The organism is Rhodococcus sp. MALMAid1271 (assembly GCF_049195265.1).
GTDB lineage: Bacteria > Actinomycetota > Actinomycetes > Mycobacteriales > Mycobacteriaceae > Rhodococcoides.
In genome coordinates, this window is record NZ_JBMIRQ010000108.1 from 404,545 (window position 1) to 418,034 (window position 13,490).

At 64.7% G+C, this 13,490-nt stretch carries 12 protein-coding genes; 9 read left to right on the forward strand and 3 right to left on the reverse strand.

Annotated features, from left to right (window positions below):
• Position 1 precedes the first annotated feature (1 nt).
• Positions 2-406, reverse strand: coding sequence for a hypothetical protein (locus ACOQFP_RS19680; protein ID WP_421585272.1), 405 nt, complete (start codon positions 404-406; stop codon positions 2-4).
• A gap of 69 nt (positions 407-475) precedes the next feature.
• The gene (lat, locus tag ACOQFP_RS19685; RefSeq protein WP_421585273.1) at positions 476-1,804 is read right to left on the reverse strand and encodes an L-lysine 6-transaminase; all 1,329 of its coding nucleotides are present in this window, start codon (positions 1,802-1,804) and stop codon (positions 476-478) included.
• Between the two features lie 124 nt (positions 1,805-1,928).
• On the opposite strand from lat, the gene ACOQFP_RS19690 reads away from it, so the two are divergent.
• The 5 genes from ACOQFP_RS19690 (at position 1,929) to ACOQFP_RS19710 (ending at position 6,669) form a co-directional block, all read left to right on the forward strand.
• Positions 1,929-3,464, forward strand: coding sequence for an aldehyde dehydrogenase family protein (locus ACOQFP_RS19690; RefSeq protein ID WP_206491273.1), 1,536 nt, complete (start codon positions 1,929-1,931; stop codon positions 3,462-3,464).
• Positions 3,465-3,480: 16 nt separating this feature from the next.
• Positions 3,481-4,689: a hypothetical protein gene (locus tag ACOQFP_RS19695; RefSeq protein ID WP_421585274.1), complete on the forward strand. Its 1,209-nt coding sequence runs from the start codon at positions 3,481-3,483 to the stop codon at positions 4,687-4,689.
• 193 nt (positions 4,690-4,882) lie between these two features.
• On the forward strand, positions 4,883-5,131 hold the full coding sequence (locus tag ACOQFP_RS19700; RefSeq protein WP_206491271.1) for a hypothetical protein: 249 nt from the start codon (positions 4,883-4,885) through the stop codon (positions 5,129-5,131).
• Positions 5,131-5,562, forward strand: a complete 432-nt coding sequence (locus ACOQFP_RS19705) for a hypothetical protein (protein ID WP_341244254.1) — start codon at positions 5,131-5,133, stop codon at positions 5,560-5,562. The genes ACOQFP_RS19700 and ACOQFP_RS19705 overlap by 1 nt, the downstream gene beginning before the upstream one ends.
• A gap of 108 nt (positions 5,563-5,670) precedes the next feature.
• The gene (locus ACOQFP_RS19710; protein ID WP_421585275.1) at positions 5,671-6,669 is read left to right on the forward strand and encodes a GAF domain-containing protein; all 999 of its coding nucleotides are present in this window, start codon (positions 5,671-5,673) and stop codon (positions 6,667-6,669) included.
• A 138-nt stretch (positions 6,670-6,807) separates the two neighbouring features.
• Here ACOQFP_RS19710 and ACOQFP_RS19715 read toward each other — a convergent pair whose 3' ends face one another.
• Entirely contained in the window at positions 6,808-8,490 is a 1,683-nt protein-coding gene (locus ACOQFP_RS19715; RefSeq protein WP_421585276.1) for a cutinase family protein, read from the reverse strand.
• Between the two features lie 264 nt (positions 8,491-8,754).
• On the opposite strand from ACOQFP_RS19715, the gene ACOQFP_RS19720 reads away from it, so the two are divergent.
• Genes ACOQFP_RS19720 through ACOQFP_RS19735 form a run of 4 tightly spaced genes read left to right on the forward strand, consistent with a single transcriptional unit; the run spans position 8,755 to position 13,487 of the window.
• A complete protein-coding gene (locus ACOQFP_RS19720) occupies positions 8,755-10,962 on the forward strand; it encodes a heavy metal translocating P-type ATPase (RefSeq protein ID WP_421585277.1) in 2,208 nt (735 codons plus the stop codon).
• Positions 10,963-11,005: 43 nt separating this feature from the next.
• Entirely contained in the window at positions 11,006-11,239 is a 234-nt protein-coding gene (locus tag ACOQFP_RS19725; protein ID WP_032397061.1) for an RNA-binding S4 domain-containing protein, read from the forward strand.
• Complete coding sequence (locus ACOQFP_RS19730; protein WP_421585278.1) at positions 11,236-11,973, forward strand: class I SAM-dependent methyltransferase; 738 nt, start codon at positions 11,236-11,238, stop codon at positions 11,971-11,973. Before ACOQFP_RS19725 ends, ACOQFP_RS19730 begins: the two co-directional genes overlap by 4 nt.
• Entirely contained in the window at positions 11,970-13,487 is a 1,518-nt protein-coding gene (locus ACOQFP_RS19735; RefSeq protein ID WP_421585279.1) for an FAD-dependent oxidoreductase, read from the forward strand. The genes ACOQFP_RS19730 and ACOQFP_RS19735 overlap by 4 nt, the downstream gene beginning before the upstream one ends.
• The last annotated feature ends 3 nt before the right edge of the window (positions 13,488-13,490 follow it).

The following is a 13,490-nucleotide window of genomic DNA, read 5'->3' on the forward strand; positions in this document are numbered from 1 at the left end:
TTCAGGCCCGGCTGTCGTTCGGGACGATCGCGGGCAGCCCATCGCCGACCGGGTCGAGTATCGCTGTGGATCGTGCGCCCCACCGCTCGTGCGCAGACTGCCGCGACATGCCCACTGCTGTGCCGATAGTCGCCCACGTTGCACCTTGAACGCGCAGCACCACAACGGTTTCGATGCCGTCCAACCCTGCGGCCAGCTGTACGCGCAGGCTCAGCAGGTGCCATGCGAGGCTCCGTCTTGCCGGCATATCGGTCGACTGTTCGGCCTCCCATTCCGGTGTTCCGGGTAGGGGACCGGTGCCGATGATCTCGTCGGCAATGCGTCCGGCCTCGGTGGCCGCTGCCGTCACGACCGCCCGTGTTGCAGTGTCGATGTTCGCCTCGGTGGCGAGGGTGATGGGATCCACGACCGACCTCCTGATGTCAGGAAAAGCCTGACACCGAGAGGTCGGCTTGTCAAGCCAAGCCTGACAACCCTAGAGCCTGCCCAACACCCGATCGATGGCCTCGACAGCCTGGGTCAGTTCGGCCGCGGTGATGGTCAGAGCCGGTCGGAATCGCACTGCCGCTGTGCCACATCCGAGGGCGAGCACGTGTTCCTCGGTGCGCAACATCTCGATCACGCGGTCGCGGGTGGCGGCGTCGGGCAGGGAGAAGGCGCACATGAGGCCACGTCCGCGTACCTCGGAGACCATGGTGTGTCGAGTTGCCAACTCCTGCAGCATCGTCAGCAGTGTCGTACCCAGTTCTCCGGCCCGATCGATAAGTTTCTCCGATTCGACCACTTCCAGGATTCGACGCGATCGCACCATGTCGGTGAGGTTGCCACCCCACGTCGAGTTGATGCGAGAGCTGACGGCGAAGACGTTGTCGTCGATGTCGTCGACGCGACCGCCTGCCATGACGCCGCAGACCTGAACCTTCTTGCCGAAGGCGACCACGTCCGGTACCACGTCGAGCTGCTGGAAAGCCCATGCGGTACCGGTCATTCCGGCACCGGTCTGCACCTCGTCCATGACGAACAAGGCGTCGAACTCGTGGCAGAGGTCGCGTAGTTTCTGTAGAAAGCGGGGCCGGAAGTGGTGATCGCCACCCTCGCCTTGGATGGGTTCGATGATGGCGCAGGCGATGTCGTGCGGGTTGGCCTCGAACGCCGCCCGAGCCGCAGCCAACGACGCGTCCTCTCGCTCGTCCATGTTCACATCGGACCTGATGAACGGGGATGGGATTCGCGGCCAGTCGAACTTCGGGAACCGCGCAACCTTGTTCGGGTCGGTGTTGGTGAGCGACATCGTGTATCCGGAGCGCCCGTGAAACGCGTGCTCGAAATGCATCACTTGGGAGCCGAGCGATGGGTCCAGGCCGCGCCTTTCGTTCCATCGGGACTTCCAGTCGAATGCGACCTTCAAAGCGTTCTCCACAGCCAGCGCGCCACCCTCGACGAAGAACAGGTGGGGGAGCCGATCGTCGCCCAGTACCCGGGCGAACGTGTCGACGAATCGGGCCATGGGGACGGTGTAGATATCGGAGTTGCTCGGCTTGTTCATTGCCGCCTGCATCAGATCGGCCCGGAATTCCGAGTCGTCGACCAGGGCGGGATGGTTCATGCCGAGCGCATTGGACGCGAAGAATGTGAACAGGTCGAGGTAGCGGGAGCCGTCCCTGGCGTCGACCAGGGTGGATCCGGTCGAGGCGTCGAGGTCGAGGACCAACTCGAACCCGTCGGCCAGCAGGTGGCTGCCGATCACCTCGCGAACGGTGGAGGCATCGATGCGTGCTCCTGTGCGCTGTAATACTTGCGTCATGAACTCGAAGATACCCATAAAAATTCCGTAAGCAAGTCGGTAGAGCAGGAAATAATACTGTTCTGGTGCTTCTCGGTAGGCTGATCTCCGACAGTTCGGTTCTCTTCACGAAAGGTGTACGCGCATGTCTGCATCCATCACCCACGACGAGTTGAGTGTGCGCACTCGCGCGATCCTCGACCGGATGGGTGCGACGATCGCGCTCGACGCGCCCGCCGGACCGGACGCGATCATCGCGCGCTCGCCCATCACCGGTGGGAACCTGGCGTCGTTGACCTGTGCTTCGGCCGACGACGTCGACGGTGTCATCGCCGATGCGCACGCCGCGTTCGTGTCGTGGTCGCAGGTGCCTGCCCCGGCCAGGGGGCAGGTGATCCGAGAACTCGGGGAACTGCTGCGTGTACACAAGGAGGATCTGGGCGCTCTGGTGTCCATCGAGGCAGGGAAGATCGTCTCGGAGGGGCTCGGCGAAGTGCAGGAGATGATCGATATCTGCGACTTCGCGGTGGGGCTCTCGCGTCAGCTGTACGGCAACACGATTGCCACCGAGCGCCCAGGGCATCGGATGATGGAGCAGTGGCACCCCCTCGGTGTCGTCGGAGTCATCACCGCCTTCAATTTCCCTGTTGCCGTATGGAGTTGGAATACGGCCCTGGCGCTCGTCGCGGGAGACACCGTCATCTGGAAGCCTTCCGAGAAGACTCCGCTCACGGCCATCGGGGTGCAGGCGCTGTTCGAGCGTGCCGCCGCTGCAGCCGGAGTGGACCCCAAGATCGCGCAGCTGGTGATCGGTGATCGCGCGTCCGGCGAAGCGCTGGTGGACGATTCGCGGGTCGCACTCGTGTCGGCCACCGGTTCGACGAGGATGGGCCGTGCGGTGGCGCCGCGTGTTGCCGAACGGTTCGGCAGGGTGCTGCTCGAGCTCGGCGGAAACAACGCAGCGATCGTGACGCCGTCGGCCGATCTCGATCTGACGACGCGCGGTCTGGTGTTCTCGGCAGCAGGCACCGCCGGTCAGCGCTGCACCTCGCTGCGACGGGTCATCGTGCATTCCTCGGTCGCAGACGAATTGGTGGCCAAGCTGGTTTCGGCGTACGAGTCGCTCTCGATCGGATCGCCCTTGGCCAGTGACACTTTGGTGGGCCCGCTCATCGACGCCACCGCATTCGCGGGGTATCAGAAGGCGCTCGAGACCGCGGTGTCGGACGGCGGAACCGTCGTCGTCGGTGGTGAGCGGGTGAACGTGGTGGACGAGTACTCGTTCTATGTTCAGCCCGCGATCGTGACGATGCCCTCGCAGTCCGACATCGTCAAGCACGAGACCTTTGCGCCGATTCTCTACGTCTTGACCTACGAAACCCTCGACGAGGCCATCGCACTGCACAACGATGTGCCGCAGGGTCTTTCGTCGTCGATCTTCACCACCGACCTGCGCGAGGCGGAGCGCTTCCTGTCCACCCTCGGCTCGGACTGCGGCATCGCGAACGTCAACATCGGACCCTCCGGAGCCGAGATCGGCGGTGCGTTCGGCGGCGAGAAGGAAACCGGCGGCGGACGCGAATCCGGTTCCGACGCCTGGAAGGCCTACATGCGCCGAGCCACGAACACCGTCAACTACTCGAACGAACTGCCCCTGGCACAGGGAGTGAAGTTCGGCTGACGGCATGATCGACAGTATGAAAGTTCTGTCGATGCTCCTGGCCGGCCTCACCGTCGGCTACGCCATCAGTGATATTCGGCCGTCCTACTCCTTGTTGAGCAGGACGGCCGAGTTCGGATCGTTCTGGGCAATTGTCAACGGGCTGACCGTCGTTGCCCTGGCCGCGTGCGCGGCCGCGGTCGCGCTGGCCCGCGCGAGTGCACGAGCCGTGACCGTCGTGGCGATCGCCGCTGTACTCGTGGTCGTGTTTCAGACCGTGGGAACGGTGCCCGGCATGGTGGGCGACTGGGCCGTCGCGGTGGGCGCTGGGGCGCTGCTCGGTTCGGCCGCTGTGCTGTCGGGACAGCATCGCGCTGCTCAGGCGACGTTGAGTGTCGCTGTTCTCGGTGCGGGACTACTCGGTGGTGCGTTGGATGCGGTACTGCAGGCGAACGACGGTCCGGTGTTCGTCTGGGATGTGGTCGGTGCCGAGGACGATGTCCGTCCGCAGCGGGCGATAGCGATGGTGATCATCGCATCGGTTGCAGCGATCGCGCTGTTCCTGGCCCAACGCAACCAGGTGTTGCAGCCACACGAGCCCCGAAAAGTCCTGCTCGTCGGCCTTCCGCTGCCCATCGCGGCCGGTGTCCTGAGTTGGATTGCTGCAGGTCACGAACCGCGGAGCGCCGAGTGGCTCGGTGCATTCGCCGGTATGACGGTTCTTGCCCTGATTGCGGCGTTCGCTCTGCCGGGGCGGGATGGACGCGTGCTACTGGCGCTCTTCGCGGGATCGGCGGCTGCCCTTGGGTCGTTCGGCTTGGCCGCCGGCGACAGCGCGCAGCTGGCTGCGAGTGTGGGCCTGCTGATCGTCGGGGCAGGCATCGGCTACCGGTGGCCGCAGCTGTACGTCGGGCTGGGCGGACTGTTCGTCATCGCGGTGGCCAAAGTGCTCGAGAGTCAGTTCGATCTGCCCGAGAGTGCGCAGTTCGTGCTGCCGCTCGTCACCGCGTACGTGCTGGTGTCCGCACTCTCGACCGCACCGGGATCTCTGGCACTCTCGCTGCCCGCTCTGTTCACCATGGCACTACCGGTGACGGTGATCTCCGCCGGCTACATACCGTCACTTTCCTCGGACGTTGCTGTCGCCGCGCGCACGACCGAGCCCGACCACCTGGTGTTGTCGGTGGCCGGGCTCGTTGTCGTTGTGGTGGTGACGGGTGCCTGCGCTCTGCTGCGGCGCAGATAGCCAGGAAGCCCCTTTTCGGCCGGTCGATTTCTGGTAACTTCTTCGCGTAGCGCATATCGCGCGAGCTGAGGGCGCATCCCTGTACACGTCGGGAGCACCTTCTCCCGGCCATGTTGGCCGAAGGAATTGCCGCCCCAACATGTGGAGCGGTGGGCGAGGTTTCGACTCCGACAACTCACCTACAGGGATACCCATGTCTTCTCGCACTCTTTCTCACGCCTTCATCACCGGTCGCGTCCGCGCCGCCTCGGCGCTCGTCACCGCAGAAATCGGAATCGGCGCGGCCGGACTGTCGCCGATGATCGCGAACGCCGCTCCGTCTGGTACACAGGCCCCGGCCGTCGTCCGCAACGGTTCGTTCCCGGCCAACGCTTCCGAGGAGGTCGCCGATCTCCTCATCGGCTTGTCCGGTGTGGGCAGCTCGGCCTCGGCGTGCATCTGATGTCCGATCATGGCGAGAACACAGATCTGCCCGACGACGTCTCCGATGTGACCTTGGGGTTCTTCGTCGCCGTCGCTATGTTCGTACCTTCGTATTTCGGTGCGACACTCATCACCGACGCGGTGCTGGGCAGGGCAGGACTGCCGCTGTCTCCGCTGATGTGGCTGATCGCGGCGGTACCACTGGCAATTGCCATGGTGCATCTGGAGGACCGGGTCAAGAGTCGTTCCGACTGGGAGCGAGTCAAGGGGTACTGGTACGGCGGAGGCGTCGGCGCACTCACCTTGCCGCCGCTGGCGCTGGCGCTGCTCGCGCCACTTCCGACGCTGACGGGTCTTGACCGTGGCGGTCCGTCGATGGTGGTGTTCGTGGCTGTGGCGCTGTCGATCGTGGGCATCGTGGTCCGGGGGAAGCTACGCGGGACGGCCTGAACCACGACCGTCGGTCGGACGGATTCGCACTGTGCCTACATTCGCGTCACCGCATGCTCGACTGCGGGCCGTTCCCCCTCGCACCCTCGGGTGTGGGACGGTTCGGTGGTGACAGACAACAACGGTTGGTTGCTTCTGGACGTCCTTGACCGTCGCCATCCCGGAGTAGTGATGGTCGGCAACAGAGTCAAACAAGGCGTGTCCTGGCGATCGGTTGTCCGCCGTAACCACGACGAAATTTTGGCAACGGTGCTTCGTTCGTGTCGCACCAAGACAGCAACCACGGTGCAGACTGCTCGATCTCGACAGATATCCGCAGTGCCGGTGGTGGAACGCGTTCACGCTCTCGTGCACGGCGTCTGGGTCTGCACTCATGAACCGTCGACACCACCGCCTGCCCACCCTCCGACGTGGGCGTTCCTGTGGGACCTGGACGACGGCAGCGCCGTGCGCAGCGAAGCAGTCGGTGTTGATTGGCACTGGGCAGATATCGGCGTACCGGTACGGCGGCCGATCGCCGACGCGATGCGTCAGGTGGATCTGGAGCAGATGACAACGAAAGCGCTGGCCCTGTTGGCGAGCAAGCTGGACGGTTCGGTTCACCGTCAGACCGTTGTAGAGCATCGCCCCGACGGTGACCACAAGGTGCATTTTGTTGCCCGCATGATGAAGTCCGGAACTCAGCACGATTGCGCTGCCCGCTTCGTTCGTGGTCTCTCCGTCGACCTCGGTAGGCCACAATCCGTTCCAGAACCATCGACCAACCTCGGCGATCGGATCGCCGACGCCCTGACGCCGCAGTTGCAGTACCGCGCGATAGCAGATCCGGTATCGCTGAATTTGTTGTACTGGCATGGTCCACCAGCCCCACGCATTGCCTGGATGGCAGGCAACACCGCGCAGAAACCGGTGCTGCACCCACAGGACATGCCGGCAGCATTGGCAGCCGCCCAATCCTTGATCGGTGCCGGCCCCGCAAAGACAGTAGAACTGACTGCACGTTTCTTGACCCTCGACGACGAGTACGAGCCGATACACATGACTGCGTCTCTGATCGACCTCGACTCCGGGGCGAGAGCACTACTGGTAGTTCTCTGCGTCGAGTAGCACTACCTCGGTCTTGCCCCGTTGGCTGACAGACTCGGCTGGTCACTGAATTCTACTGTCGCACAATCGATGCGAAACCACGCGAGCCCGCCCACCCGATGACTGCGGTGGACGGGCTCGTGAGCGTTCTGCACTGGACTACGGCGCAGGCACAACCTCGGTGGTCGTTGGAACGACTGTCTCGGTTGCCGACTCGGCAGCCGTTTCGGTCGGGGTGACGCAGACCGGCGGTGCTCCCTCGGCGGGGGTCTCACCCTCGACGGGGACGGTGCACTCGGGGGTCGTCGTGACGGTGGCGGGTGCCGGAGTCTCGACAGCGGGAGGCGTCGTGGCCGGGACTGCGGTTGTCGTGACCGGGCTGGTGGTGACAGGTGCGGTCGTCGTCGGCGTCGGCGTCGGGGTTGCCGTCGCCGAGGTGGTCACCGGTGCCGTGATGGCCTCGACAGCGGCACGTCCCGCCTTCTCCTGGACCTCCTTGGACTTGACCGGCTCGCCCTTGTTGGCCTGCTCGGCCAGCTGCGTCAGCCACGCTGCGGCGTACTGCACCGAGGTCAGCGGCTTGCCGTTGGCTGCATCGGCGTCACGCCAGTAGTCGAAGTGATGTCCCGATCCCGGGCCGAGCGTGAGGCCGTACGGATCGTTCATGATCACCGGAACGGTGTTCTGGTTGGAGGCGATGAATCCGGTGATCTCGCGGAAGATCTTCTGCGGCAGGTACACCAGGTCGACCATCTGACCGGCCTCGATGGGTTCCTGTTCGCCGTCGACCTTCGCGGCGACTGGTGTGGTCGCTGCACCGGGCTTGTAGCCGGGCTCCGACACCTTGATCAGCACGTCGAGGAACGTCTCGTCGCTCTGCATCCAATTGGGCTGCGAAGCAATGTCGTTGAAGGCATTGACGGCGATGCGACCCAATGCCAGTGCCAGATCGGCTCCGGTGGCCGGTGTCAGCTGCTCGTTCTGCAACGCGTCGGCATTGACCTGGCGACCGACATTGGCGGCCAGATGAATCAGTGACGTGTTCTCGGGTAGTGCGCAGGTGAGGTCTCCGTCGGAGCAGAAGGACGCCACGCGGCCGTCGAGCGCGCCGAATCCACCGGAGGTGCCGGGCAGTGCGCCCTGGCCGGGAATCGGGGTGTTGCCGTTCTGGTACTTGGTGTCGAAACCGTCCGGGTTGCTGAACGGGTTCTCGGCTCCCGGGAACGGTCCCTCTCCTGCGACGCGGCCCGCGTCGGCGAAGATCACGACGCCGACCACCTGTGAGGGATCGACGATGCCGTACTTGCCGTCGCCATCGGCAACCTGGTTGCCGACCTCCATGGCGGTGCGGCGGGCAACGTCTGCGCCTTCGCTGTAGCCGACGATGGCGAAGCGAGTGTTGGGGCAGGACGACGAGATCGACTTCATGATGGTCTGGGAGTTGGTGACACCGGTCTGCACGGCGTTCTCGTAGCTCGCGAGATCGGCCGGGTACTCGACGTACACGGCGGCGTAGGAGTCGGGGACCACATTGCCGTTGTTGGGTGCACGCACGGCCTGGTCGATCCAGTCGCTGGAGTAGTCACCGGACATCGCGGCGGGCAGGCGGTCGCCGTCAGGGGTGGTGAGCCACTTGACGCCCTCGCGTGGGGTATCGCCGCGTCCGCCGATCGCGATGCTGACCATGTCGTAGCACGTCGCCGTCGACACCAGTTCGATGGACGCTTCGGTGCTGGTTGTCGATGTCGACCACGGTGCGGCCACGACCACTCCGGCACCGAGTGCTCCGATCGCGAAGGCGCTCAACGCGACGCGCGCTCGCTTCGACTTGCCAAAGTCCATGTTTCAGATCCCCATCGCTCACGGCCCGACACCGATTTTCCCGACTGCAGTTGCCAGTGGGTTACCCGGCATTTCGTCGGCGGGATCGTTCGCGTTACACAGCACAGGATTCGGCCTGGTGCGCACGACATTTCCACCGTGAATCACATCGATGGGATTCGACGGCCCTTCGGCGTGACCCGTTCGGCGTATCCGTCTGCTGTGGGAGAACCGGCCTGCTTTCGGAACTGGCACGTAGATACCCTGGGGGGGTAGGGTAAGGGAATGAAGCAGGGACGGAACGCGAGCCAGGACACCGAACTGATTCTGGGCGGAATGACATGCGCGTCGTGCGCCAACCGCATCGAGCGCAAACTCAACAAGCTCGACGGAGTCTCGGCGACGGTCAACTACGCCACCGAGAAGGCCCGCGTCACCAGTGCCGGGGTGGCCACGGAGGATTTGATCGCCGCCGTCGAAGCCGCCGGATACACCGCATCGTTGCCCGCCGTCGAGCCCGCCGAGGCAGAGCAGACCACCGATCCGCTGAAGCAGCGGCTGCTCGTCTCGGCAGTGCTCAGCATCCCGGTGATCGCGATGTCCATGATCCCCGCCCTGCAGTTCACCAACTGGCAATGGCTCTCACTCACACTGGCTGCTCCCGTCGTCGTGTGGGGAGCTCTACCCTTCCACCGAGCCGCCTGGACCAACCTGCGGCACGGCACCGCAACCATGGACACCCTCGTCAGCATGGGAACCCTCGCAGCGCTGGGATGGTCGCTGTACGCACTGTTCTTCGGACACGCCGGGATGCCCGGGATGACGCATCCGTTCGAGTTCACGATCGAGCGGAGCGACGGTGCCGACAACATCTACCTCGAGGCCGCGGCAGGGGTCACCACCTTCATCCTTGCCGGCCGCTGGTTCGAGAGCCGATCCAAGCGGCAAGCCGGAGCAGCGTTGCGCGCCCTGATGGACCTCGGTGCCAAAACCGTCGCGCTACTGAAAGATGGCCGGGAACAACAGATCCCAGTCGAACAGCTGGCCGTCGGCGACCTCTTCGTCGTTCGACCCGGCGAGAAGATCGCCACCGACGGCACCGTCGAGAACGGGTCCACTGCCGTCGACCGATCGATGCTCACCGGCGAATCGGTACCGGAGGAAGTCGGCGTCGGCGACGCGGTGGTCGGTGCCACCATGAACGTCGGTGGCCGAATCACGGTGCGGGCGAGCAGAGTCGGTGCAGACACCCAGCTCGCGCAGATGGCGAAAGCAGTGGAGGACGCGCAGACAGGCAAGGCGCAGGCACAACGCCTGGCTGATCGCATCTCCGGAATCTTCGTACCGATCGTCATCGCAATATCCATCGCGACACTCGGATTCTGGCTCCTGACAGGCAATTCCGGAGCCGCCGCGTTCACTGCTGCAGTCGCGGTACTCATCATTGCCTGCCCCTGCGCGCTCGGATTGGCCACTCCAACCGCGCTGATGGTCGGGACCGGACGGGCAGCGCAACTCGGGATTCTGATCAAGGGCCCGGAGATTCTCGAATCCACCCGCCGCGTCGATACCGTCGTGCTGGACAAAACCGGAACCGTCACCACGGGCCAGATGACTCTGCACTCGGTGCGGGTGGCGGACGGTGAGAACGAGGACACCGTCCGCGCGGTCGCTGCTGCCCTCGAGTCCGGCTCGGAGCATCCGATCGCGCGGGCCATCGCCGCGTCGACCCCCTCGAAGGCGGTCGAGGACTTCACCAGCCTCGACGGTCTCGGCGTACAGGGCGTCGTGGACGGCCGGACGGCGGTCATCGGCCGTCGCTCATTGCTGGCCGATCGGTCGATGCCCCTGCCTGTCGAACTCGCCGACGCGTTCGACGCAGCCGAACGCCAGGGACGCACCGCCGTCGCACTCGGGTGGGACGGCAAGGCCCGCGGCGTGCTGGTGGTCGCCGATGCCGTGAAGCCGACCTCGAAGCAGGCTGTCGCCGAATTGCGCGCACTCGGCCTGACGCCGGTGATGCTCACCGGTGACAACGAGGCCGCTGCCCGGGCGATTGCCGACGAGGTGGGGATAGATCAGGTCATCGCAGGCGTACTGCCCTCGGGAAAGGTCGACGCCGTCCGAGAGTTGCAGGCCTCGGGCAAGGTCGTGGCGATGGTCGGCGACGGCATCAACGACGCGGCGGCGCTGGCCACCGCCGATCTCGGGCTCTCGATGGGCACCGGCACCGATGTGGCGATCGAGGCAGGCGATCTCACGCTGGTGCGCGGTGACCTGCGAGCCGTCGTCGATGCCATCCGGCTCTCGCGGCGCACCCTGAGCACCATCAAAGGCAACCTCTTCTGGGCCTTCGCATACAACGTCGCGGCGATCCCACTCGCCGCTGCCGGCCTGCTCAACCCCATGCTCGCGGGTGCGGCGATGGCGCTGTCCTCGGTGTTCGTGGTGAGCAACAGCCTTCGACTGCGCAGGTTCCGTTCCGCGATGTGACTCGTTGGTAGCAGCAAGCGGCTCGCTAGTACAGGATGGAGACATGTCCGACGCACATGATGTCCCCATCCGCGACGAATCGATCAGGCTGGGCCAATTCCTGAAACTCGCCAACCTCATCGAATCCGGTGCCGAGGCCAAGGGTGTCATCGCCGACGGTTTGGTGAGCGTCAACGGGGACGTGGACGTGCGGCGTGGACGGCAATTGCAGCACGGTGACGTCGTGTCTGTGCAGGGTGGGCCCTCGGCCCGCGTGAGCAAGGAAGAGGCACTGTGAAGGTCGGCAAGCGCGGACTGCCGCGCAACGAAGTTCCCGGAGCATTCGACGTCGGTGCCAAGGCTTACGACCGACTCGTCGGAGCCAACCCCGGCTATCACGAACACTTGATCAAGTCGGCCCAGCGGCTGCGGATCCCCGATCTCGGTGCGGGCCTTCGCCTACTCGATATCGGTTGCGGTACTGGCGCATCCACTGCCGCTCTGCTCGAAGCAGCTCCGCACGCGGAGATCGTCGCCGCCGACGCGTCCGCCGAAATGCTCGAGGTTGCTCGTGGCAAGGACTGGCCGTCCAATGTGACGTTCGTACATTCGCGCGTCGAGGATCTGGCGATCAACGGCGTCGACGGACCGTTCGACGCGATTCTGGCCGCGTACCTGATCAGGAACGTCGATGAGCCCGACACCGAATTGACATCGCTACTGGCGCTGCTGCGTCCGGGATCGACCATCGCCTTTCACGAGTACTCGGTACACGATTCGCTGCGAGCCAGGATCTCTTGGAACGTGGTGAGCTGGGGAATCATCATCCCGTTGGGCTGGCTCGCCACCCGCGACGCGACCCTGTACCGGCACCTGTGGCGGAGCGTCGTCACCTTCGACGGCGCGTCGGCGTTCATGCGACGTATGCAACGCGCAGGCTACACCGGCGTCGCCAGAGAAACGATGACCGGATGGCAGAACGGTGTGGTACACACCTTCCTCGGCTCTCGTCCCGCGGAGGAAAAGCGTTGACCGATTCCAAGAAGGTCACTCATGCTGCGCCACAGGGATATTCCGACGCGCGTCAGTTGGCGGACATACCGCACGTGGTGGTGGTAGGGGGCGGTATCGCAGGTCTGAGCGCTGCGACCGCGCTGGCCGAGCGTGGTGTGAAGGTGCACCTGATCGAACGGGAGAGCTACCTCGGCGGCCGCGTCGGCGGGTGGGATACGACGCTCGACGACGGATCGCCCGCGACGATGAGCCGTGGATTCCACGCATTCTTTCGGCAGTACTACAATCTGCGAAACCTGCTGCGTCGCACCGATCCCGGGTTGGTCAGGTTGCGTCCGGTCGACGACTACCCGCTGATCGACGGTAGCGGCAGGATCGACGGATTCAAGGGGCTGCCCGATACACCGCCGCTGAACGCCTTCGCCTTCGTCAAGCGCAGCCCGACGTTCCGGTGGAAGGATCTCACGAAGCTCAACGGTGTCGCCGCCCTACCGTTGATGACGGTGAGCGTGCCCAAGACGTTCGAGCAGCTCGATACCACCCCGGCTGCAGAGTTTCTGCGTAACATCAACTTTCCCGATGCCGCTCGGCACCTGGCATTCGGGGTGTTCTCGCGTAGCTTCTTCGCAGATCCCGAGGAGATGTCTGCCGCGGAGCTGGCGATGATGTTCCACATCTACTTCCTCGGCTCCTCCGAGGGCCTGATCTTCGATGTACCACGTGACCCCTACCCCCAAGCTCTGTGGAACCCGCTGGGGGAGTATCTGACCGGACTCGGAGTCGACATCAGAACCTCTACTCGGTGCGGCGAGATCAGCCGCGGCGGGCTGCGAAGGTTCCGCGTCGACGCGGGCAGAATCATCGACGCCGACGCGGTGGTCCTCGCCACCGACATCGCCGGATTACAGACCGTGCTCGAGCAGTCACCCGAGCTGGGATCGTCCACGTGGCGTGAACAGGTTGCGACGCTGCAGAACACGCCACCGTTCCTGGTACACCGAGTGTGGCTGAGCAAGCCCGTCAACGCAGACCGCCCCGCATTCATCGGCACCGGCGGAATGCCGCCGATCGACAACATCAGCGTGCTCGAACGATTCGAGGACGAGGCGGCGCAGTGGGCGGCGCGCACCGGCGGCTCCGTCGTCGAACTGCACGCCTACGCCGCAGAGGAATCAGAGGAGATCACCCGCGCGCAGCTGATGGACCTGATGCACGAGATCTACCCGGAAACTGCCGCCGCAGAGGTGATTGCCGAGCGATCCGAGTGGCGCAACGACTGCCCCATGTTCGGCCTCGGAGCGTTCGCCGAGCGGCCGACGGTCCGCACACCGGAGCCGGGGCTGGTACTCGCGGGCGACGGAATCCGGATCGACCTACCCGTGGCTCTGATGGAACGCGCGGCCACCACCGGATTACACGCTGCGAACACGCTGCTGTCGAGCTGGGGCGTCGCCGGCCACGACATCGAAACAGTGCCGATAAGCGGACGATTCACGATGTTCGACGCTATCGAGAAGCTGCTGAACAGGTGAAGA

Coding starts and splice junctions, on each gene's coding strand:
- lat (WP_421585273.1), bottom strand. CDS start 1,804: ATGACGCAAGTATTACAGCGCACAGGAGCACGCATCGATGCCTCCACC.
- ACOQFP_RS19690 (WP_206491273.1), top strand. CDS start 1,929: ATGTCTGCATCCATCACCCACGACGAGTTGAGTGTGCGCACTCGCGCG.
- ACOQFP_RS19695 (WP_421585274.1), top strand. CDS start 3,481: ATGAAAGTTCTGTCGATGCTCCTGGCCGGCCTCACCGTCGGCTACGCC.
- ACOQFP_RS19700 (WP_206491271.1), top strand. CDS start 4,883: ATGTCTTCTCGCACTCTTTCTCACGCCTTCATCACCGGTCGCGTCCGC.
- ACOQFP_RS19705 (WP_341244254.1), top strand. CDS start 5,131: ATGTCCGATCATGGCGAGAACACAGATCTGCCCGACGACGTCTCCGAT.
- ACOQFP_RS19715 (WP_421585276.1), bottom strand. CDS start 8,490: ATGGACTTTGGCAAGTCGAAGCGAGCGCGCGTCGCGTTGAGCGCCTTC.
- ACOQFP_RS19720 (WP_421585277.1), top strand. CDS start 8,755: ATGAAGCAGGGACGGAACGCGAGCCAGGACACCGAACTGATTCTGGGC.
- ACOQFP_RS19725 (WP_032397061.1), top strand. CDS start 11,006: ATGTCCGACGCACATGATGTCCCCATCCGCGACGAATCGATCAGGCTG.